Genomic DNA, 21,575 nt, shown 5'->3' on the forward strand with positions numbered 1-21,575 from the left:
TGTCCGAACGGACGGGACCACCTCAACATAACGGTCTGGATAGCGTTTGATCGGCTTGATGAGGCTTTTGCGGGATACGCCGATACAGAACTGCCTGCCTTAAGGGCATTACTTAGGACTTATTTGGATTTATTAGAATTTAATAAAATTAAAATAAAGCTATTTGTACGAAGGGATCTATTCAGTCGAATTACTGCAGGTGGATTCGTCAACCTAACACATATCCACGCGCGGAAGCTCGAAATCTCTTGGCGGGAACCAGATTTATTAAATCTCTTGTCTAGACGTATTCGAGAGAACAATGCGTTCTGTAAGGTATTCGGGCTTGAAGAATTGAATGACCGCGATATTTTTGATGCACTTTTTCCTCCCCAAGTTGACTTCGGAACACGCAAACCGGGTACGTGGGTGTGGATGATGCGGCGCATAAGAGATGGTAACGACGTGAAGTCCCCTCGCAACCTCATTGATCTCATCCAACTTTCGCAGGACGCACAATTGAAGAGAGAGGACATTGAGGAGCGTCCAATCGGCAGCCGTCCGATTTTCGAGCCGGGCGCGCTGCGTAATGGTCTCGCTGATCTAAGTGTGCGCCGTGTAACCGATACCCTATTCGCCGAGGCAGGGACCGCTGTGCAGGCGATTGAAAAGTTCCGAGGAGGCAAAGCCGAGCATAACCTTGCCTCTATCTGTGATCTGCTTGGACTGACACCCGGCGAGGCAAAAATCCAAATTCGTGCTCTAACTGTGATCGGATTTCTTGAGGAAATCAAGGACAACTTCAAGGTTCCGAGCCTGTACCGCGAGGGGATGAAGATCACACAAGGAAAGGCTCTCGGGGTGGCTGCTGTTGACAGCGATGACGACGAGTGAAGCGAGTCCAGCGGCCTAATCTTCGAATTATTACCCTGATGGACCGCTTTCAGGATTTGGCGGCTTCGCTTCCCATAACCGACAAGAAGGCGATACCTGTCTCTTATCTTCTCGCGCAGCCCCAAGATAACTGGTCGTCCTGTGTAGTGAAATCTGCGGCACCCATCGCTTCGCTGCCCTCACTACACGGAAAATACGCGGGAAAGGAGATTTTATTCGTTATTTAGACGACCATCTCCATCCAGTTGCCGCCGAGTTGGGACAGATGCGGTATTTTGCAGTAACCTGCAAACAGCAATATTTGCATCAACAAATCCTTCCCAGCTGTATTGGTCTGCATAATGCATTCGATATTGTTGGTCCACTCGACAGAGATCTGGCCGCGTTTCATAAATAAGGCAGTGCTTGTTCGCATCATCGTAGTAATGACATGCACCATCTCCCCGGTCTAAATACCGTGTTTGCTCTGCCAGATGCACATGACGACAACACAGCCCGCACTGCGTACAGGGAAACGGTTGTAGCGTCACAGTAGCGAGGTCAACCAATTCCGGGTACTCGCTACATTATCCATCTCGAACGGCAATACGATGCCACGCGCTTCCACTTCTTGCTTTAGCATTACAGTGCGCTGCAGCTCATCGTTACAAGCCTCCAGCTCCAGCGTGAAGGTTTGCAGTTCTCCCGGATCCAGACTGAATTCTATCTGACTTAACTCAATCAGGTAGCGATCCAGTTTCGCATTAATAGCCTGAAACTGTTTGATCGTTTCTGCATAAGGACTTAATGAGCCCATATAAGTCCAGATTTTTTCCGCTATCGCGCTATATAGCAAAAAATAACTGAGCCCCAGAGTTAGCACTCCGGTTACAAGGGCACCAGCAAACCCGGCCAACTCAGCGCCAAATGGAAAAGTGCAAATTGGCAGCAACTGAGTATAGGTTATTGACCCAACTACCGTAGCGACACTTATGCATAATAGCGAAGTCACCGCCTGACAGAGTTCAACAAAATTGAGCTGGTCAGGATTAAAGATCATCAATTTGATGGCCTGGACCAGTTGCCCCCATACCTCACGAATGATTTTGATCGTCATTTTTTGGGTGGTGGCAAAAATGTTGAATACTGTCGTTGTCAGACTTCCAAAGATTCCCGCAAAAACACCGTCCTTAAATGTTTGCAGAAAAGAACTAAAACGTGCCTTGACCCGTTCCCAGATGCCTTTGAGAGACTTATTGATGCTTTCAACGAACACTTCAAGTTTAAAGTTTTTTTTGAGATTCTCAAGTAATATCGGTAATTGCTCACGCAACTCAAACCAGATCTCTGCCATGATAACCCCAAGCATCTGCCGAGTGCCCATGGCTAGACCAGCCATGCCCGCAGCACGAGCTGTTTGGTGCAAAAACTTGCTACTGGTGTAATAGGTGTAATTTATTTGCTGTTCATATGGCGCACGTGCTTTTTCATCACGTTTGCGCATTGCTTCAGGATCTACCGCTTTCAGTTCGGTAAGCTTCTTCTCAGTTGCATGAATCTTGCTTTCCAGCTCTCGCGCTTTGTTCTGCTGCTGCGGCGTTTCACGAGGCATGGCCTCCAGGCGCTTGCGGTATTTAGCTAACGTTGTTTCATGTGAAGTAATCAGGCCTGGAAGCCTCTGTAGATACTCATTGATCGATACTTGTTTTTTCGATTTATTAACAGTCTCGTGCGTAGGTTGCAGATTACTGTCCTGGTTAGCCAGTTTTACTCCATCCAGTCCTGCCAGCACGCGCCCTGCGTCATCATGAATTTCCTTAGCGCTAATTACGTGATCGAGGTTGCGCTTCTCATGCGTCCCCATCTCTGTGTTACGGTAAGAATCGTGTAAAGTTCCGTTAGTCTGCTGAGTTTTATTCTTCTGGCCTGTAGCTATGTAATTGACATCTTTATGGTAAGCTGTGCTGTCATACTTACCGCGTTGTTCATAGCGTTGTTGCTCAGTGGCTGTAGCCCACACACCATTACGTACGTTGTTTATGATATCGACTTTGCCGCCTTTCTTGTCTTCGAAAAGCAGAAAGTCCAGACCAAAGCTGGTTACCAAGCTGTTTATTATGGTTTTCTCGAGCTCTGCAGCCCAGGGGAAATCTTGTGCGGCGGTGTGCATAATGGCGTCCATAAAACTTAGATAATATTTAAGGTAAGCGCAGGGCTGTTAGGCCCTGCCATAAGTCAAGCAGGCTCTACACAGGCAGCACTTGCCGTGGCTTTGTGGATCTCCTTATTCAATTCGTCGGTATTGAGGATCATCGAACCGTCTGCGTCCGTTTCCATCTCAGGCAAGCCATTTTCATCTTTTACAGCCTCACCATTAACATGCTTGACCTTGAAAATCGGCGTGGTGATCAGGTCGACAAGGATAGCCGCCAGAGCGTAGCCATTGCTAATCGCACGCATGATAGTGTCATTTAGTTGCGTCAGAACGGCTTGTGGATCCTGCTTGAGCACTTTGGCAGCATCGATTTGGCTGGCAACAGCCTTTAGAATATCAAAGTAGTTGTCGAACTGCGCGTAAATAGACTTCAATACGTTAAGGATATCGGATGCGTAATCCTCAGTTTTTCTAAGGCGCTTCTGGGCTTTTTCCAGCTTTTCCACTGCACTGTCGACTTCATCGTTAGCCTTGTGGGCGTTTTTCAATACCCCTTCGCCATGGCTATTGTATGCCCAGCCAACGACCGCCAGCACTGGACCAGCCACTGCAGCACCGAGAATCGCCGTGCCGCCGGCCATACCTAAGCCACCAGTAGCGAGTGAGCCTCCACCAATAGCTGCCAATGTGGCGTTAGTAGCGGCAACACCGGCTAATGAGGAGATAGCGGTGCCAGTAGAGGCAGCACCCAGTGCCATTACACCGCTGTATATGGCAAACCCGGTAGCAGCGCCGGTAATACCTGCTCCCGCTGCCGCCCCTAACACGCCAATGGCGGTATAGCTATAGCTCTCAACGCTTTCCAGCTTATGCTGAGGAATATTGATTTCCAGCTTATCCTGACGACCAACATTTAGTTTTTTTAGTAATGCATCGGCAAGAGTTTTGAACTCATTAAAACGCTGACCGATGCTCAACTCTTCCTTTCCAAGCACTTCAAGCGCGGAATTGGTCGCTGTTTCTTGTGCGTCGAAGATCCCTCTTTTTTGATCATAACGATTCTTGGCATCTTTGACGATCGCATCAGCTTCTGAGTGCTTTTGACGACCGTTATAGCCCTTCTTGGCTCCGTAGGCTGCCGAGGCCAAAGCCGCAGCACCAAGAATAAGTGGAAGTGGCATTATAATATCCTGAACTGAAATGGCCTGAGATTAACAGATACTAAGTTGAGGAAATTACGCGACGAGAGGGATATGGTCTATAGCAGGCTTTGGTTACCCAGATATGGTAATATCGCACGAGAGCCCTACACACTTTTGTTGGTTGTTGTGCTTTTCTCTTCATCAAGTAGCCTGCAAGAGATTAAGGCTGACTGCCAAGGGATGATGAGCGCCATCAGGGACCGGAGTGCAAATGGCTGACAAAAATGCGATCAAATGGTCGTCAACGTGTGCAAGCCGACCGCTAGCGGTCGAGCCTCTTTTGAACCAACGTGACAATAGCGGCATGTAATAGTGATGTCCGCTTTCGGCAAGTTGTTCACGTGTCTTGCATGTCCGCAACGAGGCGGCTACAGCCAGTTTGCTCCTAGGAATTATAGTTGTTAGCTTATCCGCATTAACGCAGCATCGCCTCATTACGCGATAAACACGCGTTGCAACAAGAGAACGGAACTGTATTGCACATTCCACCTATAAGGGGGGAAACAGAGGAGCGTTAATGCCCAAATTGAATGCAGATTTTGTGGCCGATTGGGTCGCTATGCTGAGATCTTATTTGATTGGTGAGCAAAAATGGTCCGCAGTTCAGGTCGCAGCGTTGCCCGATTGGGATTTACCGAGTCATTATTTCGACGCGCAACGCCGACGTATTGCAAGCATTCCCCGAACCATCGAGATTGGAGACAGTTTTGTCTGCCCACCATGCCATGAGGCTGGTTGGATTATGCTCCAAGAGAAAGTGAGAAAGGGGGAAGATATCAATAGCCACCTCAGTACGCGCCATATCTCACTTTTCAATCCTGATGGGCTGCTTGCCGAGTGGGGAGTGCATCATTTTCATCTTGGCACCACTCTTTACCCGAAAAACCCTGCCTTCGCAGACAGAACCGGACCGCTTCTCTATGCGATCGTGGGGGATGAAGCCTTTTATGCGATTAATGTCTATGATCATCATAGTTTTGAAAATATCGACGTTCTTGAAAGCATTCATCGAAACTGGCCAGAAATGATTAGCCGCTATCGCGTGAAAGGTGTCACCGGAGGTGCGTGGGATAAAGAGCAAAGACAAGCGCTAAGACGCAAAAATGCCAACGTTGCTGTGACCACCTCAGACGGCACCGTGTATATGCCGATCAGTGGCGGAGTTGTGGCGTCGGGTATCAATCTGGAGGCGATCCGCCTTGCAGATTACTGGTCCTTAAAAATTCGTGGTTTCCAATCTGATTTCGAGAAGCAGCTCACCAGTCTACTGCCAACTCTCACGCAAAACCGTTATGCTGGCGAGGACACGATTGAGGCAGAACTCAAGTCGTTTTCGGGAGAGAACGCACAGGTTTTTTTACCGAAATACGATGTGCTTGCGACAGTGGCGCTCGTTCAATCAGCGCTATCCCCTTGAAAGCAAATCCGGCCTCCTCTCTGGAATTAGTTGGAAAGCCGAGGTTTGGTTTATTGATCAGAAACAGCAGCTTCGGTCCCGACTTGGACTTCAGAACACCGACAGGTTGCTCCACCATCAGGAGCATTGGTTTAACGTGAATGGGCGGGCTGCTGTCTCCATGAAGCATTAAACGTCCGCTCCTGAGACCACCCATAAGGCCAACCTATGTCATAGAAGAGGCGGGAGCTGACTTTCTACCGGAAAGTAACTTCACTCTGTCCGCTGCGACGCTAATTCATAAATCTCATTATCAGCTCTCCGGCCAACGGCAATCACATAGATGACGATCCGTTCGTCGATGACCTGATAAACAAGACGGTAGCCATCTTTCAAAAGCTTGATCTTGTAAAACCCTGATAGGTCGCGATGAAGCTCGTTTCCTGGAGAGTGAGGGTTCCAGATTAGTTTTTCCAGCTTCTTTTCAAATTTCTTACGCACGCTGCCGTCAAGAGCATCCCACTCCCTGAGCGCTCTATCGTCGAACTCAAGACAATACTCTTTCATTCGCGATGACGGCTCTTCAGCTCCGCAAACGTCATACGATGCTTTTTGGTCGGGTTTTTGAGACGTTCACGCACAATCTCGATAAGCTGCGCATCCTCGTCTGTGACAAGTGTGCGCTTGACCGGAGAGCGCCCCGTTTCAGCAATATATGCGAGGGTATCGCGCAATGCGTCAGAAAGTGAAATGCCTTGAGCGGACAGTTTCTCAACTGCAGCTGCCTTCAATGTTTCATCTACCCGGAATGTAACAGCAGACATACAAATCCTCCTTGCGCGTATGTACGTATGTATCACATTTGTTTATACGGATAAAGCAAAAAATGGCCGATGCCGATGTCCGCTTTGGGGAAGCTAAATCGACCGCGGAAAGGGCGGAGATGAGGCGACTGCTGCCTGTCTGCTCCTGCATCACTAAGCAGACAGGCAGATCAGGAGGGAGAACGGAAGGTCGGCTTTATGTTTGAAGGCAATAAAAAGCGGCCATGGAAATTGAAAGGAGATGTCTTGCTGTCGTTCGGCATACTGTTTGCTATGATGGCACAATGAATAGCAAGAAACCCATAAAAACTGCATTAACCAAGCAAGTCCCTCTTTCGAGACGACAGGAGTGGAAAAAGATATTTCCTCTTCTTTGTATCATAATGTTTCTGTTTTCTGGGGCTGTGGGACTAAGACTATTTCTGACGTCGCAGCAGCATACACAGATTGGCGGCCCTTACACTCTGGTTAATGGCCATGGGCAGACCGTCAATCAGGCGGCTTTTGAGGGACGTTATACGCTTCTGTATTTTGGCTATACACACTGTGTGGACGTCTGCCCGTTGACACTTGCGACTGTGTCAGCCGCTCTTGATGAGCTTGGTAAGCGGGGACAAAACGTTATTCCCGTGTTCATTTCAGTTGATCCCGAACGTGACACTCCTGCAGTGTTACAGGAGTATGTCGAGCGTTTCTCCCCTCACATTGTCGGCCTAACTGGCTCCGAAAGACAGCTTCAGCCGGTTATGAAGGCATTTCATGTCTCGGCACGACGTCATGCCCCCAATGGCTCAGGTTATCTCGTTGATCATAGTTCGCTCCTTTACCTCATGGACGGACAAAACCATCTGGTTGGCATGATCCCCGTTGATGCCAGTGCCCATCAGATTGCAAGCGAACTCAGACGGCTTTTACCACCTTCCTGAGGTCAGGTCGGACCTAATCTCGCAAACATCCGGTTTGCAAGAACCAGAACAAGTAATGCGACCCCCAATTCTGGTAGAAGCAGCCCCAGGATGACAAGGGTCGTCATACCAACAATTCCATATTTCTGAGAGTGTAAGGCGGGTGGAGCCCCCAAGGAGCCCACAGGTTTGCGTTTAAGCCACAACACTGTTGCTGCACTGCTCATCATCAGTAAACCCATTGCCACTAAAAGGTTGATGGCCTGGTTCATCTTTCCAAAAAGTTGGCCCTCATGCGCAGCAACACCGTAGCCAATGATCCGATCCATAAAGCCTTTCTGGGCAAACGTTTCCTGTGTCATCACATGGCCGTCGGGTGTAACCGTCACACTTTCCCGCAAAGGTCGGTTTTGCGTGTCGGAACGCACAGTCCACAGAGAGCCAGACGGTGTAATGATTACCGGAGCTGGCAGGGAAAGAGTGCTCGCAGTCTGTACAACAGTATTCAGGCTGCTTAGCAAGTCTCCTTCAGGAAAAGAGGGCGAGGCGGCTGGCATGTCCATACCGGGCATATCCATATTCTCTTTTACCGGAAGGCTATGTGGTTGTCCGACCGGGTGCCCTGCTATAACCGTGGCGGCTGGAACCGCGCCAATTTCCCAGTCCTTGACAGAGATCAGGCGACCAACCGTGCTCTCCACTGATTGCAGAGCGTGCCCCCAGACGAAAGACCATGGTAGGCCGGATACCAGAAACAGCACCAGAAAGACTGACGTCCAAATACCAGTGACCGCATGGAGATCCCGCCAGCGGGTTCGTCCCTTTGTTCCAAGGCGTGGGTAGACAACGCCTGCCAGTCCGCGCTGATGATGTGGCCACCAGAGCAGCACGCCTGTCACGATGAGCACAATGGTCCATGATGCAACCATTTCCATAATGACAGAACCCACATTGCCCAGCAGCAACTGACCGTGCAGCCTAAAAACAAGCCGCTCAAATCTGCTTTCTTCCAGAACAGTTTTCAGAACGGTATGGGTATTCCTGTCCACATAGACGCGCACCGCTTCTCCGTCCGGCTTGCTAACAAGAACACGCGCAGCACTCTGCAAAGTCCGGGGAAGTTCATAAGCCAGAAAAGCCCCCTGCGGCACTGCAGATAAAGCTGCCTGGACGTCCTGCGCGGGAGAGGGCGACAAGGCGATGGGCAGATGGTCATATCGCCAGTCAATCCAGTCATCTATCTGGGGTTTGAAAAGATAAACCGCCCCGGTCAGAGAGAGAAAAGCCACAAAAGGCAGGCAGAACAGCCCTGCGAAGAAATGCCAGCGCCAGAGCATGCGGCGGTCTGGCCAGAGAGTGGCAATGTGCATGGTCATGGCACTATCCCTCAAAACCTGATCCGCACGCCGCCAAAATACGCACGGGGCGAACCTGCGTAGATGGAACCGGTGCTGTTCATGAGTGTCGTGGCACCGGCCTGCTGACCACTGGCCTGCAGGTTATCGCTGATGTTGGTGGCACCTGCGATATAGGTCTGGTTGGCAACGTTCTGCACCTCGAAATACCAGTGCAGACGATGCGCCCAGCCAAACCGGGCGGGGGGATCATAATGTATTTCAAGATTCAGCAGCGCATACCCCGGCGCTTTCAGGCGATTGGCGTTATCCAGCCAGTAAGAATCACGCCACGTGACTTCCGCGTATCCGCCCAGCCCTTCCAGTAAACCGTCAGGCTGGTCGTAAAGAAAGCGGGCATTAAGAAAATTGGGAATGACCCCAGGGATATAGTGCCCATTACGGCTGAAGCTGCGTGAGAGCGTGCTGTTGGAAAGAACCTCGGTGTAATTGGTATAAACCTGATTATCATAGGTGTAACTCAGTTTAACCCGACCGCCGGGAAGCATTTTCGGCATAGGTTTCCACTCCACACCAAGAACAACACCACGATGTTCAGACGCAGGTGCGTTGAAAGTGTAGGAGCCAACGGTGTTGACCCCGGCAGACTGGCTGACCAACTCGTTTTTATAAAACTCGTAAAAACCTGTTGCCTGAATGCTGACCGTCGAGGAGGGGTGCCAGTCGGCGCCCAGATCAATACCGACACTTGTCTGGCTTTTCAGCTGTGTATTGTTCCCGTATTCCCCTTGTGGCGTAATGAAAAGATTGGAAGAAGATGGCGTGCCATAGGCTGTGCCGACACGGGTATGCAGTGTCCAGTCTTTTGACGGCGTATAAATCAACGCGCCTTCTGGCGCGAGATTGAAATAGAAACGATTGGCTGTGATGGCCCGCTGGGTGCTGAGCGTTGCGGAGTAGCCATAGAGTGTTTCGGTTGCGCCAATATCGGAATATGTGCCGCCAAGCCCTACGACGATGTGCCAGTCAGGTGCAAAATGCCAGTCTTCCTGAAAGCGTAGGCCAAGATTCCACTGGTGCCCGTAGCTTTCGGAACTCATAGCCCCCCGTGTCGCACCGCCAAGGGGCATGATGTTGTAAGTCTGCGAACCAAAATCGAGATAATCAAAACTGACGCCAGCAAACGTTTCCAATGCTCTGCCAGCAAGTTCGGCGTGGTTGGTGATGTCGCTACTGACATTATAGGAATTATAAGGACCGACATACGCCGTGGGCGACGTGGGTTGATCGATATGGCGCTGATCGTAAGTAAACTGGTTTCGCCACGTTGTGTGGCTGTTGAAATCATGCTCCCAGCGCAGACCAACCACCGTGCGTCGATCAAAGCGGCCCAATCCGGCGGCTTCAGGACTCATGGCAACCTTCGCGCCATAGCGGCCATTGACCAGCAGATTGACAGACGCGCAGCCTGCCGCCGCACTGGACGCATTGGTGCACCCTTGCTGGTAAGGATTGGCCCGATACTGGTTGAGTGACAATCTTGCTGGCAGAAAAGCATCCGTGACGTTGTTGACAAATTTCAGGATGAGACGATCGGCAGACGTCAGATTGACACGCAGCCGCACATTTTCTGTCGAGCTATTATAACGACTATTGGCAATGAAGCCGTTTCCACGCACATCGCTGCCAAAGATCATCAGATCGTAGTGTCTGTTGCCAAAGCCGAGGGTGGCATAGTTGTTGAACATCCCGAAACTGCCGAAATCGGAGCCCAGTTCCAGTCCGTGGATATCCGCTCCCTTCCGGGTGCGGAAATTGATGGCACCGTTGATGGCATAATTACCATACAGAGTGGAGGCTGGTCCCTCGAAAACATCGACGCCCTGATAGGCATGAGGGTCAATCAGATCGGCCCGGGCTGTCCCATCCGGTTGGGTCATGGGGAACCCATCTTCCAGCACCTGAAGATTTTTCAGGCCATAGGACTGGCGATCTCCCGACCCCCGGACGGAGACCACAGTATCACGGGGGCCATTCCCCTGAGTAAAGCTGACACCGGGAATAGTCACAACCATATCGGCAACACTCTGACCAACCTGGTTCGCGAAATTACTTCTGTCGGAACTATAAGTCGTCTGGCCTGCCGGACGTGTAAGGGCAGAGGATCGACTTAATCCCGTTACAAGAATCTGCTCAGTTTTGACGGGATTTTTTTTGGTTCTGGACGCAGGAAGAACACGGTTGCTCAAAGGTGGGCGAGGCTTCTCTGTGCCGACGGCAGCGTAGGTAGTGGTAGCCGAGAAAATGGCGGCAGCGACCATTGTCCCGTAAAACGGGAGTGAAAAATAAACAATACGAAACATGTGAAGGGACCTGAAGAGACAGCACAAAATGCTCACCTGCATGGCAGGTGAGCGGCTCTTTCAATTCAGATCAGGCAGGAGGTCCCTGCGGGCAGAGAGAAGTCCGTTTTGGTGTTGGCGGCCCCCGGATGAATGTGAACATCCATGACTGACGAATGGCAGCAACACATAATCCCACAAAAAGACAGAAAACGATGCCTACAACGAGCAGGTCCAATGCTTCGGACAGAAGAAAGCCGTCATCATCGGGGGCAGTTGAGCGATGGTGCTGTCCGTCTGGATCAGACGAAGTGCTTAGATCGTCGCAAAGAATGCTCAGCTTTGTAAGGGTGTTGAGGGGATCGTCGATTAGTGTCGCAGGGGAAGCAATTCCGCCAAATGTCAGGCGTGCAATCAGTGCAAGCAATACGAGAGGCCAGAAGGCCAGCAGGTAAGTTGGACTGTGAGCACGTGGAGTCATGTGTCACCGTTACATCAAGTTCTCTCTGTTAACCAGTCCATACCGATCGCTTCAATCCTACCATTCAATGACGACATCTCTGATCTTTGAGCAACATTGCATGTCTGATTCCGGATAGAAGGAGCAGAAAGCTGTCAGCTGATTTTACAGTTTGAAAGATGCCCCTAACAGATTTCATCTCCACTCAAAGCCAGAAAATTCCGGATCCAAAAAACTCACAATCTATTCATCGTAGTTTACTCACGAAATATCTGAGATGATCTGCAATAAAACTGGCTACAAAATAATAGCTGTGATCGTAATCAGGACGAAGATTCAGGATAAGTTCCTGCCCTGCATTCCGTGCGGCTTCCTGGAGCAGTTCTGGCCTGAGCTGTTCTTTCAGAAACTGGTCCGCCAGACCCTGATCTATCAGAACAGGTAGTCTTTCCTTCGCTGTCCGCACAAGTTCAAGCGGGTCATAGGCTACCCAACTGGCACGATCCGGACCCAGATAAGCACTGAATGCTTTTTCACCCCATGGTACCTGCGTTGGCGCCACAATGGGTGAAAAGGCTGACACAGAACGATAGCGGCCAGGATTACGCAGTGCGATCATGATGACGCCAAATCCACCCATCGAATGTCCCGCAATGCCTCGCTGCTGCGTAACCGGAAAGCTCGCCTCAATCAGCGCAGGAAGTTCCGTGACGACGTAATCATACATCCGATAATGCGCAGCCCACGGCTCCTGCGTCGCATTGAGGTAAAATCCGGCACCCTGTCCAAGATCGTACGCATCGTCATCAGCCACACCCACGCCCCGTGGACTGGTATCCGGCGCGACAATGGCGATGCCCAGTTCTGCGGCCACGCGTTGCGCGCCAGCCTTGCCAATGAAGTTCTGCTCCGTACATGTCAGACCGGAGAGCCAGTAAAGAACGGGAACCTTTTCAGTTTTTGCCTGCGGCGGCAGGTAGATCGCGAAGTTTGCTTCCACACCCAACGACACGGACTTGTGTCGCCAGACTTCCTGCACGCCCCCAAAAGAGGCGTGTGTTTCCTTGCGTTCCATGGCTCTCACTGCCTTTTGCGCATGTCAGTTACCGTCCGTGAAGGTATAACTGCAGATCTTGTTCCCTGCCGGATCCCGGAGATAGGCAGTGTAAGCGCCCGGTAAGTGGCTTCGCGGGCCGGGTGCGCCTTCATCGGTTCCCCCATTGGCAAGACCTGCGGCATGAAAAGCCTCCACTTCGGCGGGTGTCGCTGCTGCAAAACCGATGGTGACACCGTTGCTTGAGGGCGCTTCACCGTTGCCAGGACGTGCAATGATGAAGGCTGGCTTTTCGCGGCCATACAGAATCCACCCATGCCCGAACGGCCCCAGGTTTTTTATGCCCAGAGCCGCAAGCGCGGCGTCATAGAATTTCGCGGATACCGCAGTATCCACTGCCCCAAGAAAAACGTGAGAGAAAACACCGTCACCGGAAATAACTGCCATGATCGTTCTCCTGTAATTTCCAACCATTGGAAATGATGTTGCGCGGTGAGACGTAGACCTTAGAAATGAATGACGGAACGGATGGATTTTCCTTCATGCATCAGATCGAAGGCCGTATTGATGTCTTCGAGCGGCATGGTGTGGGTTACGAAAGGCGCAAGCTCGATATCGCCGCGCATGGCATCTTCGACCATCCCGGGAAGCTGGCTGCGCCCCTTGACCCCACCGAAAGCCGTGCCGCGCCACGAACGACCCGTCACAAGCTGGAAGGGGCGGGTTGAGATTTCCTGACCAGCCCCAGCCACACCGATGACGATCGACTGCCCCCACCCACGATGCGCGGCTTCCAGCGCCGCGCGCATGACATTGACGTTGCCGATACATTCGAAGGTGTGATCAATGCCCCAGCCGGTCATTTCCACCAGAACCTGCTGGATCGGTTTGTCATAGTCCTTCGGATTGAGGAACTCTGTGGCGCCGAAGGCCTTGGCAAGTTCAAACTTTTCCGGATTGGTATCAATAGCGAAAATCCGGCCAGCCTTTGCCTGTCGCGCTCCCTGAATGACCGCCAGACCGATCCCGCCCAGACCGAAGACGGCAACCGTATCTCCCGGCTGTACCTTGGCCGTGTTGTGTACCGCACCGATCCCGGTGGTGACGCCACATCCCAGCAGACAAACATGCCCGGGATTTGCGGCTGGATTGATTTTTGCCAGAGAAACCTCGGCGACAACCGTGTATTCGCTGAACGTCGAACACCCCATGTAATGATGGATCGGCTGACCTTTGAAGGAAAAGCGTGTCGTGCCATCCGGCATCACTCCTTTACCCTGTGTGGCGCGCACTGAAATACAGAGATTGGTTTTTCCCGACTTACAGAACAGACATTCACCGCATTCCGCCGTGTAAAGCGGAATGACATGGTCGCCGGGGGCAACGCTGGTGACCCCTTCTCCGACCTCGATGACAATTCCCGCGCCTTCGTGACCCAAAACGGCTGGGAATAGTCCCTCGGGATCATCCCCTGACAGGGTAAACGCATCAGTGTGGCAGACACCTGTATGCGTGATCTGCACGAGCACCTCACCTGCACGAGGAGGCGCTACGTCGATCTCGACAATCTCAAGGGGCTTACCCGCCTCGAAAGCAACTGCGGCCCGTGATTTCATGATTTTTCTCCAAATAACCTATCTGCCAGCATCGAGGGCATTACCGGAGATAGGATCTCACGAGTGACACCACATTCTCGATCGAACCACTGGCGGCATCACGATCACCGGCACACTCAACAAACTCTTCCCGCAGGTGGCTTTCGAGAACACCGGCCATTAATCCGTTGATCGCTCCCCGGATGGCCGCCACCTGTTGCAATACTGGACCGCAATCAGCCCCTTTCTCCAAAGCCTGTTCCAGCGCATCAAGTTGCCCGCGAATACGGCGCACGCGAGTCAGAACGCGCTTTTTCTCAGCTGGTGTGTGCGGCACGAAACGCTTACTCCGAATATACTGCCCTTGAGTATCCTTTCATACTATGGGGTAGTATGAAAGGATACTCAAGGACGCGCTTGTCATATGATCCGATCACGATTCCGTATCGCTGAAATTTTCATCGCAACGTCCATGGGTTGCCCGTCTGTGTCTTGGGATCATTCAAGAGGTACTATTAGTGAGATCCAGACAATCTCTGCAACGAGGCTTTGAAGCGCTGATGTCCGCTATTTGGCAAACAACCTTGTGGTCCAAACGACCGACATGAGGGCGAAAGCGGTAAGACCGCTTAGTGCGTGACAAGCAGACAGGTGGTAGTCGCCTCATCCCGGTCATAAGCGGGGCTATTCGACTTTCCGGAAAGCGGACATGAGTATCTTAAACCTCGCCAGGCCTTGCGATTATCCGCATTGACGTGAGATGCTGTTACAATCAGTGTCAAGAGCGAATATAATTGTAGCTTCTGGACTGATGACCGACCTTATTCGAGACCTTATCCTTCGCTGGCGTGATGATCCGGCAGGCACCTATCAGAGCTGGTTTTTGTGGGATGAACGCCTCAAGAACTTCCGGTCTATCCGCCGTGGTCTGCAGCAGGTCGTTACCGAGATTACCGCTGGCACATTCGGGGTCGCCTATCGTGGCTCATCCCTGGAAACAGTTGTTCATTCGATCGCTGAACAGCGTCAGATATTCAAGGGTGCGGATCATGCATTCCTGTGGAAGCCGAAGCTACGCATTCCCGATATCTACGAAAATCCTGCAAACCAGAAAGCATTCGGGCAGCTTCTCGATACCTGCCTGTGTTGCAATACCGACGAGCACGTGGTCTCGGCCATCCACGCGATCGATGCCCGGAAGATAAAAGGGCTGGGACCAGCCGTCGCCAATCTGCTGTATTTCCTGCATCCTACGATCATGCAGCCTTTCAATACGGCAATCGTGAACGGCTATAACGCCTTGACCGGATCAAAGATGAAGTTGGGCCGATGGGAGGAATATCTTGCCATGCGGCAGGGCATTCTGAAGCTGAATGCGACCTATCGTTCGCTGCTGTCCAATGATCTGGGCGCTATCGGAGGACTGCTGTTTGATCTCGGAAGCGGACGCTATACAGCGCCACCTCTCGAGGATAACGAAACAGCGCGGAAACTCTGGGAAGCCGATCTTCACCAGGTGAGGGAGCAGAGCGCAAAAGAGGCTCGGATACTGGCAGCAGAGCGGGAAACGGATCATACCCATACCGAGATTCAGGGCTGGCTTCGCGATCTGGGGCATTCTCTGGGTTACGATGTCTGGATTGCGGCCAATGATCACAGTCGTCCATGGCAGGACGGTAAATTGGGGGATGGCTGCCTGTCGGTGTTGCCAGGGTTCACGACGGAAACGCAGGGAGCGGAATCCGTGCGTCTGATCGATGTCCTATGGCTAGACCGGGACAGCCACAGGATTGTGGCAGCCTTCGAGGTCGAGCATTCAACGACCATCTATTCAGGCATCGTGCGCATGCTGGATCTTGCTCTTGGGTCGGAAGCGCAGGCTCTGGAAGGACTGTTCCTTGTTGCTCCAGACAAGCGGGAAGCCGATGTGCGCGAACAGTTGAAGCGACCGGCCTTCAGCAGGATTGCCGATCTGAAAGTCCGGTATCTACCTTATGGGGCGCTGGAGAAGGATCGCGCAGCTATCGCCCGCTTTGGTCACGGACTGAAGCCTGTCCAGGCGATTTCGCATGCTTTGACACCGATCTGATGTTGTTATCGGCATAAGAGCAAAGATGCTAAACTTTTCTCAGACTCCGGGGTCGGGTTTGCAACGATGATAATCCGGCAAGAAGGCGATGGCAGACACCACTCATAGTCAGGAAACACAGCACGCGGTGATGATCCAGCCGCCTAGCAGTCTCACTGTGCTTTCCCTTCTTTCCATTCTGACAGGTGTCGTTGTCGGAGCGGTCTGTGGGACATTCCGGCTGTTACTTGAACATGCTGCGGGGTTGAGAACGGCATTGGCGCTTGATGCCCTGCACCCGTTTTCCGCCAGTCTGTTGCTGATTGCGATCGGCAGCATCACGGCCTTCATCGCGGCCTGGATGGTCAGGCGGCTGGCGCCTCTGGCTTCTGGAAGTGGGATCCCTCATGTCGAGGCCGTCTTGGCCGGACTTGCAACACCAGCTTCTGTCGGCCTGATCCCGGTCAAGTTCATCGGAGGATTGCTGGCCATCGGCGGAGGACTAGCGCTGGGGCGTGAGGGGCCGAGCGTGCAGATGGGTGCCACGGCTGCCAATACGATCGGTCGGCTGTTACGGTTGGGACCGGCGGATTGCCGGTCATTGCTGGCGGCTGGTGCCGGAGCTGGACTGGCGACAGCGTTCAATGCGCCAGGCGCTGGCGCGATCTTTGTGCTGGAAGAGCTGGTCGGCAAATTCGAGGCGCGAACCGCCTGTTCCGCACTCGGTGCTTCCGTGTCCGCCATCCTTGTCGCCCGCGCGTTGCTGGGCGGTGATCCTGATTTCGTGGTGGCCGACAGTCCCATGGTCATCAGCGTTTCAACGCAGTTGCTGTTCTTGCTGACGGGGCTTGCAGTTGGCCTGCTCTCGGTCGTTTACAACCGGACAGTTCTGACCACGTTACGGCTGGCTGAACGGATGAATGCCAGCGTGGAAATCCGGGCTGCGGCAATCGGCGCGATCGGTGGGCTGATCGTCTGGCTTACACCTCACCTTGCTGGTGGAGGCGACTGGATCACGCAAAGCGCCATCGATGGAACGCTGATCTGGACAGCGCTGCCAGGATTGTATGCCCTGCGTCTGGTCTTCGGCTCGATTTCCTATGCTGCAGCAACGCCGGGTGGCCTCTTCGCTCCCATGCTGGCTCTGGGTGCTCTGGCGGGCCTGGGCTGCGGAGATCTGGCCCATGTTCTGGCGCCCACGCTGGCGGGGCGGACCACACCCTTTGTTGTGGTCGGTATGGCGGCAATGTTTGCGGGAGCGGTGCGGGCACCTTTGACCGGGATCATTCTTGTGACGGAAATGACCAATACGCCCAGCCTGCTGCTTCCGCTGCTTTCGGGCAGTTTTGCCGCGATGTTCGTGGCCGACGGCATGGGGGAAGCACCGATTTATGAGGCATTACGCACCCGCGCCGCGGCCGAAAAACGCTAGGTTCAGTCTTTCCCCCGACCAAGCCGAAGCGCGTTAGTGACAACCGTCACGGACGACAGAGCCATGGCCGCGCCGCCGATAACCGGTGAGAGAAGAAGCCCGCAGATCGGATAGAGCACACCGGCGGCGATCGGAATGCCGATCCCGTTGAACAGGAAAGAGAAAGCCAGGTTCTGCCGGATGTTGCGCATGGTCGCATGGGCAAGCCGTCTGGCCCGGACCAGTGCTTCCAGGCTGCCATGCGCCAGAGTGATCCCGGCGCTTTCGATCGCTACGTCAGTGCCGGTTCCCATTGCGATCCCGACGGATGCGGCCGCAAGAGCTGGAGCATCATTCACGCCATCGCCCGTCATCGCGACATGTGCGCCCTGCGCCGTCAGGTGTTTGACGATATCGGCTTTGTCCTGTGGCTTCAGACCGGCATGGACTTCCGCGATATTTCCCGCCTGCGCCGCCACAGCCTTCGCCGTCGCATCGCTGTCACCCGTGAGCATGATGATCCGCAGACCATCGGCGTGGAGCGCCGCAAGAGAGGCCCGCGTATCCGCGCGGAGAGGGTCCGCCACGGCGATCAGCCCGGCGAGCCTGCCGTCTACCGCCACAAACATCACCCCGGCTCCGGCTTCACGATGCGCCGTCGCGCTAGCTTCAACAGGGGACGCATCAGCGCCAGCCTGCTTCAGACACTCGGCATTGCCCACGACGACGACATGGCCCTCAACGCTGCCGCTCACGCCCAGTCCCGGCTGCGACTCGAAATGGGTAAGAACGCCGGGCTCCCCATGGCGGTCTTTCAGGCCCTGAACGATAGCCTGTGCCAGAGGATGCTGGGAGTGTGTCTCCACAGAGGCGGCATAACACAGCACATCGTTTTCCGGCCAGCCATTGGCTGCCTCCACGGCGATGAGCTTGGGGTGTCCTTCCGTCAGCGTGCCGGTCTTGTCCACAACCAGCGTATCCACCCTGTCGAGCGCCTGAAGCGCTTCGGCATTGCGGACCAGAACGCCCTCGCGTGCGCCCCGCCCTGTACCGACCATGATTGACATGGGCGTGGCCAGCCCAAGCGCGCAGGGACAGGCAATGATCAGCACCGAGATGGCATTCAGAAGAGCATGCCCAAAGCGCGGAGCCGGTCCAACGGCGTACCATACGATGAAAGTCAGCACGGAAATAGCCAGCACCAGCGGGACGAACCATCCGGCCACCCGGTCGGCCACGGCCTGAATGGGTGCGCGGCTGCGCTGGGCGGTGGCAACCATCTTCACGATCCGCGCCAGCATGGTATCGCTGCCGACGGCCTGCGCTTCGATTTCGAGGCTGCCATTGCCGTTGATCGTACCGCCAGTCACCGTGCTGCCGATCTTTTTGGCAACGGGTGCTGGCTCCCCGGTAATCATGGCTTCGTCAACGCTGGATGTGCCATCGAGAACCCTGCCGTCGACAGGGATCGACTCTCCCGGCAGCACCCGCAGTCGGTCTCCGACCACGACAGCGTCCACGGCTATGTCTGTCGGCTGCCCGTTCTCTCCGATACGGTGAGCCTGTTTTGGTGTGAGATCCAGCAGGGCGCGGATGGCATCACCAGTGGCGGCACGTGCACGGAGTTCCAGAACCTGTCCCAGCAGAACCAGCGCAACGACCACGCCCGCCGCCTCATAATAGACCGGCAGGGCTCCGTCGGGCATCCTGAAGCTGGTTGGGAACACCCCTGATGCGAGCGTCGCGGCCAGACTGTAGCCAAACGCGGCGCCGACGCCGAACATGATGAGCGTGAACATGTTGAAGTGACCGGTCCGCAATGAGGCGAGCCCACGCTGGAAGAAAGGCAGTCCTGCCCAGCAGACAATCGGAGTGGTCAGCGCAAGCTGAACCCAGGGAGACCATGGTCCCGGAACCAGATGCAGGCCGACATCGCCACTCATGGCAATGAGCATCAGAGGAACCGCAAAAAGCACGGAGACGATCAGACGACGTCTGAAATCATGCAGTTCGGGGTTTTCCGTCTCTGCTCCCGTCGGTTCCTCCGGCTCCAGCGCCATGCCACAGAGCGGACAGTTCCCCGGATGATCCTGCCGGATCTGCGGATGCATCGGGCAGGTCCAGATCATCCCCAGCTTGTCCTGTTCGGCGGAGGAAGGCTGTTGGGGCTCATGATGGCAGTTCATGCCCTGCATGGGCGCCGCCTTTTCCTGCGCTTCCTTCGCAGGTTCCAGCGTCATGCCGCATTTGGGGCATGTGCCGGGATGTGCCTCCCTGATCTCGGGGTGCATGGGACACGTCCACACCATGGGAGGTGCGCTATCAGTCTTGATGAAGGCTGCCGGATTGGCTTCAAATTTCTTCTCGCAATGTGCGCTGCAGAATGAATAGCTGTGCCCATTATGCTCGCGCTTGAACCGGCTAGTAGCCGGATCAACCATCATGCCGCATACAGGATCGCGTGTTTTCATGGGGACTGACGGGCTCGTCGGCATTGTTTTCGTCCTGACCGTGAGAGTTGAGAATTTCGGAAGCGTCAGCGAACCGCCGGAAGTTGCGACGGCGTCATTTTACGATCTGATTCCGGGATGAACGTGATTCAAAATCTGGGCAAGCATGAACCCGAAGAAAACCGCGATCATGCCGAGCACGAGTGAAATCCCGACATTCAGACAGGCCCTGCCGAGATGACCGTTCTGGAGCAGGTCAAAGGTCTGGAGGCTGAAAGAGGAAAAAGTGGTGTAACCACCGCAGACCCCGACCATGAATACAAGGCGCGTCGTGTCAGAAATATGCACCCGTCCTCCTGCCGCCGTCATTGCTGCAAACAGGGCTATGGCGAACGAACCGGTGAAGTTGATCAGGATTGTGCCCCAGGGAAGGCTATGGCTCCAGCGGGCGGTGGCGAGACCCACCCAGTAGCGAAGCAACGTCCCTGTGGCGTCTCCAGATGCAATCAGGAGGGTCGGCAGTATGTTGGGCAGCATAGCGCTTCTTTCCTGCGATCTGCGGTCAATGATGGGTCAGGATCGGAAGCGTGGCGTGTGAGAGGATATCCTGTGTCGGTCCGCCAAACAGCCATTCGATAAAATGCGGGCGGCTATAGGCCCCCATGACCAGAAGATCGCCTCCAGCCTTCAGGGCGTGCTGTCGGATTTCTTCTCCCACATCAGATGAGGCAATGACAAAGCGATCAATGCTGACAGTCACACCTTTTTTCCGGAGTTCTTCCGCGATGGGCGGTTCCGCTACCTCGTTTTCACGATCCTCGCCGATTACAATGCTGACATGGGAGGTCCGGTCCAGAAAGGGCTGAGCAGCGGCCATGGCCCGGTCAAGGGCTGATGAAGGATGCCAGGCAATCACCGGATGCCTCCCAACGGTCCCATGATGCTGCAGCGGAGCCACGACCACCGTGGTGCCCGCATCATATAATGCTCCGCTGAACGCCTGCGTGACCTCCTCGGGATCTGACGAGCGCGGGCGGCTGAGAACCGTAATATCGGCGTTCATAGCCTCACGCGCGACGGTTTTGCGGACATCCCCTGCGATTTCTATCCATTCGGCCGCGTGCTCGCCGGTGAGTCCGGCTTTCCATTTCTGGAAGATGTCGCGCAGGGCGTCCGCTGTTGCGGAGACTTTCTGAGCAAAACGTTTTTCTTCTTCGGGGCTGGGCATTCCTTCATCAGGCATCTGATAATCGGGATTGTCCTGAAGTTCAGGATGGAGAACCCTGATCAGCGGATGACCGAGACGGGCGGCCAGTTCACATGCTGTCTCAAGAGTATAGGTCGCGGTTTCGATACGGTCGAGAATGGCAAGAATACGCATGGTCTGTGCTCCTGAAATGATGATGGCGCACTCTCTGTCAGGGCGTCGGCTGCATACCGAAACGCCAGGATTCAGCGGGCTTGAAATAAAGCGACGTACCTCTCAGCAGTGCCTCGTGGGAGAGG

At 53.9% G+C, this 21,575-nt stretch carries 20 protein-coding genes; 5 read left to right on the forward strand and 15 right to left on the reverse strand.

What is annotated here, in order from left to right:
• Positions 1-873, forward strand: an 873-nt coding sequence (locus tag AD928_RS14945; protein WP_209436652.1) for a P-loop ATPase, Sll1717 family, incomplete at its 5' end; no start/stop codon positions are given.
• A gap of 212 nt (positions 874-1,085) precedes the next feature.
• On the opposite strand, the gene AD928_RS15365 is transcribed toward AD928_RS14945, so the two are convergent.
• The 3 genes from AD928_RS15365 to AD928_RS03375 all read right to left on the reverse strand — a co-directional run bounded on the left by AD928_RS15365 (position 1,086) and on the right by AD928_RS03375 (position 4,188).
• Positions 1,086-1,403, reverse strand: coding sequence for a YkgJ family cysteine cluster protein (locus AD928_RS15365; RefSeq protein ID WP_082779718.1), 318 nt, complete (start codon positions 1,401-1,403; stop codon positions 1,086-1,088).
• Positions 1,400-3,022 carry a hypothetical protein gene (locus tag AD928_RS03370; RefSeq protein WP_062248289.1) on the reverse strand — a complete coding sequence of 541 codons (1,623 nt, stop codon included), beginning with the start codon at positions 3,020-3,022 and terminating at the stop codon, positions 1,400-1,402. The genes AD928_RS15365 and AD928_RS03370 overlap by 4 nt, the downstream gene beginning before the upstream one ends.
• A gap of 65 nt (positions 3,023-3,087) precedes the next feature.
• Positions 3,088-4,188, reverse strand: a complete 1,101-nt coding sequence (locus AD928_RS03375; protein ID WP_062248267.1) for a hypothetical protein — start codon at positions 4,186-4,188, stop codon at positions 3,088-3,090.
• Positions 4,189-4,726: 538 nt separating this feature from the next.
• On the opposite strand from AD928_RS03375, the gene AD928_RS03380 reads away from it, so the two are divergent.
• Positions 4,727-5,626, forward strand: coding sequence for a hypothetical protein (locus AD928_RS03380; RefSeq protein ID WP_062248270.1), 900 nt, complete (start codon positions 4,727-4,729; stop codon positions 5,624-5,626).
• A gap of 252 nt (positions 5,627-5,878) precedes the next feature.
• On the opposite strand, the gene AD928_RS03385 is transcribed toward AD928_RS03380, so the two are convergent.
• Both AD928_RS03385 and AD928_RS03390 read right to left on the reverse strand, forming a co-directional pair.
• A complete protein-coding gene (locus tag AD928_RS03385; RefSeq protein ID WP_048839683.1) occupies positions 5,879-6,172 on the reverse strand; it encodes a type II toxin-antitoxin system RelE family toxin in 294 nt (97 codons plus the stop codon).
• Positions 6,169-6,429 carry a type II toxin-antitoxin system RelB/DinJ family antitoxin gene (locus tag AD928_RS03390; protein ID WP_062248271.1) on the reverse strand — a complete coding sequence of 87 codons (261 nt, stop codon included), beginning with the start codon at positions 6,427-6,429 and terminating at the stop codon, positions 6,169-6,171. The genes AD928_RS03385 and AD928_RS03390 overlap by 4 nt, the downstream gene beginning before the upstream one ends.
• A 224-nt stretch (positions 6,430-6,653) precedes the next feature.
• Here AD928_RS03390 and AD928_RS03395 point away from each other — a divergent pair, with 224 nt between their 5' ends.
• On the forward strand, positions 6,654-7,355 hold the full coding sequence (locus AD928_RS03395) for an SCO family protein (RefSeq protein ID WP_082779717.1): 702 nt from the start codon (positions 6,654-6,656) through the stop codon (positions 7,353-7,355).
• A gap of 2 nt (positions 7,356-7,357) precedes the next feature.
• Here the strand turns inward: AD928_RS03395 and AD928_RS03400 are convergent, their stop codons facing one another.
• From AD928_RS03400 to frmR, 7 genes are all read right to left on the reverse strand, one after another.
• Entirely contained in the window at positions 7,358-8,710 is a 1,353-nt protein-coding gene (locus tag AD928_RS03400; protein ID WP_062248273.1) for a PepSY-associated TM helix domain-containing protein, read from the reverse strand.
• 11 nt (positions 8,711-8,721) lie between these two features.
• A complete protein-coding gene (locus AD928_RS03405) occupies positions 8,722-11,052 on the reverse strand; it encodes a TonB-dependent receptor family protein (RefSeq protein ID WP_233419921.1) in 2,331 nt (776 codons plus the stop codon).
• Positions 11,053-11,122: 70 nt separating this feature from the next.
• On the reverse strand, positions 11,123-11,512 hold the full coding sequence (locus AD928_RS14415) for a hypothetical protein (RefSeq protein ID WP_020936718.1): 390 nt from the start codon (positions 11,510-11,512) through the stop codon (positions 11,123-11,125).
• Positions 11,513-11,738: 226 nt separating this feature from the next.
• Positions 11,739-12,566: an S-formylglutathione hydrolase gene (gene fghA, locus AD928_RS03410; RefSeq protein ID WP_062248275.1), complete on the reverse strand. Its 828-nt coding sequence runs from the start codon at positions 12,564-12,566 to the stop codon at positions 11,739-11,741.
• 24 nt (positions 12,567-12,590) lie between these two features.
• On the reverse strand, positions 12,591-12,992 hold the full coding sequence (locus AD928_RS03415; RefSeq protein ID WP_062248277.1) for a VOC family protein: 402 nt from the start codon (positions 12,990-12,992) through the stop codon (positions 12,591-12,593).
• Between the two features lie 59 nt (positions 12,993-13,051).
• Complete coding sequence (locus AD928_RS03420) at positions 13,052-14,161, reverse strand: S-(hydroxymethyl)glutathione dehydrogenase/class III alcohol dehydrogenase (protein WP_062248279.1); 1,110 nt, start codon at positions 14,159-14,161, stop codon at positions 13,052-13,054.
• Positions 14,162-14,201: 40 nt separating this feature from the next.
• Positions 14,202-14,477, reverse strand: coding sequence for a formaldehyde-responsive transcriptional repressor FrmR (gene frmR, locus AD928_RS03425; RefSeq protein ID WP_003626675.1), 276 nt, complete (start codon positions 14,475-14,477; stop codon positions 14,202-14,204).
• Positions 14,478-14,951: 474 nt separating this feature from the next.
• Here frmR and AD928_RS03430 point away from each other — a divergent pair, with 474 nt between their 5' ends.
• Both AD928_RS03430 and AD928_RS03435 read left to right on the forward strand, forming a co-directional pair.
• Entirely contained in the window at positions 14,952-16,229 is a 1,278-nt protein-coding gene (locus tag AD928_RS03430) for a hypothetical protein (RefSeq protein WP_062248281.1), read from the forward strand.
• Positions 16,230-16,317: 88 nt separating this feature from the next.
• Entirely contained in the window at positions 16,318-17,640 is a 1,323-nt protein-coding gene (locus AD928_RS03435; protein ID WP_233419922.1) for a chloride channel protein, read from the forward strand.
• Between the two features lie 2 nt (positions 17,641-17,642).
• Here the strand turns inward: AD928_RS03435 and AD928_RS03440 are convergent, their stop codons facing one another.
• The 3 genes from AD928_RS03440 to AD928_RS03450 form a co-directional block, all read right to left on the reverse strand.
• Positions 17,643-20,114 (reverse strand): heavy metal translocating P-type ATPase, encoded by a 2,472-nt coding sequence (locus AD928_RS03440; RefSeq protein ID WP_233419923.1) that lies wholly within the window; start codon positions 20,112-20,114, stop codon positions 17,643-17,645.
• 75 nt (positions 20,115-20,189) lie between these two features.
• Positions 20,190-20,606, reverse strand: a complete 417-nt coding sequence (crcB, locus tag AD928_RS03445; protein ID WP_062248285.1) for a fluoride efflux transporter CrcB — start codon at positions 20,604-20,606, stop codon at positions 20,190-20,192.
• 25 nt (positions 20,607-20,631) lie between these two features.
• Positions 20,632-21,450 carry a universal stress protein gene (locus AD928_RS03450; protein WP_062248287.1) on the reverse strand — a complete coding sequence of 273 codons (819 nt, stop codon included), beginning with the start codon at positions 21,448-21,450 and terminating at the stop codon, positions 20,632-20,634.
• Positions 21,451-21,575: the final 125 nt, after the last annotated feature.

The sequence above is a fragment of the Acetobacter cerevisiae genome (assembly GCF_001580535.1).
Lineage (GTDB): Bacteria > Pseudomonadota > Alphaproteobacteria > Acetobacterales > Acetobacteraceae > Acetobacter > Acetobacter cerevisiae.

Coding starts and splice junctions, on each gene's coding strand:
- AD928_RS03370 (WP_062248289.1), bottom strand. CDS start 3,022: ATGCACACCGCCGCACAAGATTTCCCCTGGGCTGCAGAGCTCGAGAAA.
- AD928_RS03375 (WP_062248267.1), bottom strand. CDS start 4,188: ATGCCACTTCCACTTATTCTTGGTGCTGCGGCTTTGGCCTCGGCAGCC.
- AD928_RS03380 (WP_062248270.1), top strand. CDS start 4,727: ATGCCCAAATTGAATGCAGATTTTGTGGCCGATTGGGTCGCTATGCTG.
- AD928_RS03385 (WP_048839683.1), bottom strand. CDS start 6,172: ATGAAAGAGTATTGTCTTGAGTTCGACGATAGAGCGCTCAGGGAGTGG.
- AD928_RS03390 (WP_062248271.1), bottom strand. CDS start 6,429: ATGTCTGCTGTTACATTCCGGGTAGATGAAACATTGAAGGCAGCTGCA.
- AD928_RS03395 (WP_082779717.1), top strand. CDS start 6,654: ATGGAAATTGAAAGGAGATGTCTTGCTGTCGTTCGGCATACTGTTTGC.
- AD928_RS03400 (WP_062248273.1), bottom strand. CDS start 8,710: ATGACCATGCACATTGCCACTCTCTGGCCAGACCGCCGCATGCTCTGG.
- AD928_RS03405 (WP_233419921.1), bottom strand. CDS start 11,052: ATGTTTCGTATTGTTTATTTTTCACTCCCGTTTTACGGGACAATGGTC.
- AD928_RS14415 (WP_020936718.1), bottom strand. CDS start 11,512: ATGACTCCACGTGCTCACAGTCCAACTTACCTGCTGGCCTTCTGGCCT.
- fghA (WP_062248275.1), bottom strand. CDS start 12,566: ATGGAACGCAAGGAAACACACGCCTCTTTTGGGGGCGTGCAGGAAGTC.
- AD928_RS03415 (WP_062248277.1), bottom strand. CDS start 12,992: ATGGCAGTTATTTCCGGTGACGGTGTTTTCTCTCACGTTTTTCTTGGG.
- AD928_RS03420 (WP_062248279.1), bottom strand. CDS start 14,161: ATGAAATCACGGGCCGCAGTTGCTTTCGAGGCGGGTAAGCCCCTTGAG.
- AD928_RS03430 (WP_062248281.1), top strand. CDS start 14,952: ATGACCGACCTTATTCGAGACCTTATCCTTCGCTGGCGTGATGATCCG.
- AD928_RS03435 (WP_233419922.1), top strand. CDS start 16,318: ATGGCAGACACCACTCATAGTCAGGAAACACAGCACGCGGTGATGATC.
- AD928_RS03440 (WP_233419923.1), bottom strand. CDS start 20,114: ATGCCGACGAGCCCGTCAGTCCCCATGAAAACACGCGATCCTGTATGC.
- crcB (WP_062248285.1), bottom strand. CDS start 20,606: ATGCTGCCCAACATACTGCCGACCCTCCTGATTGCATCTGGAGACGCC.
- AD928_RS03450 (WP_062248287.1), bottom strand. CDS start 21,450: ATGCGTATTCTTGCCATTCTCGACCGTATCGAAACCGCGACCTATACT.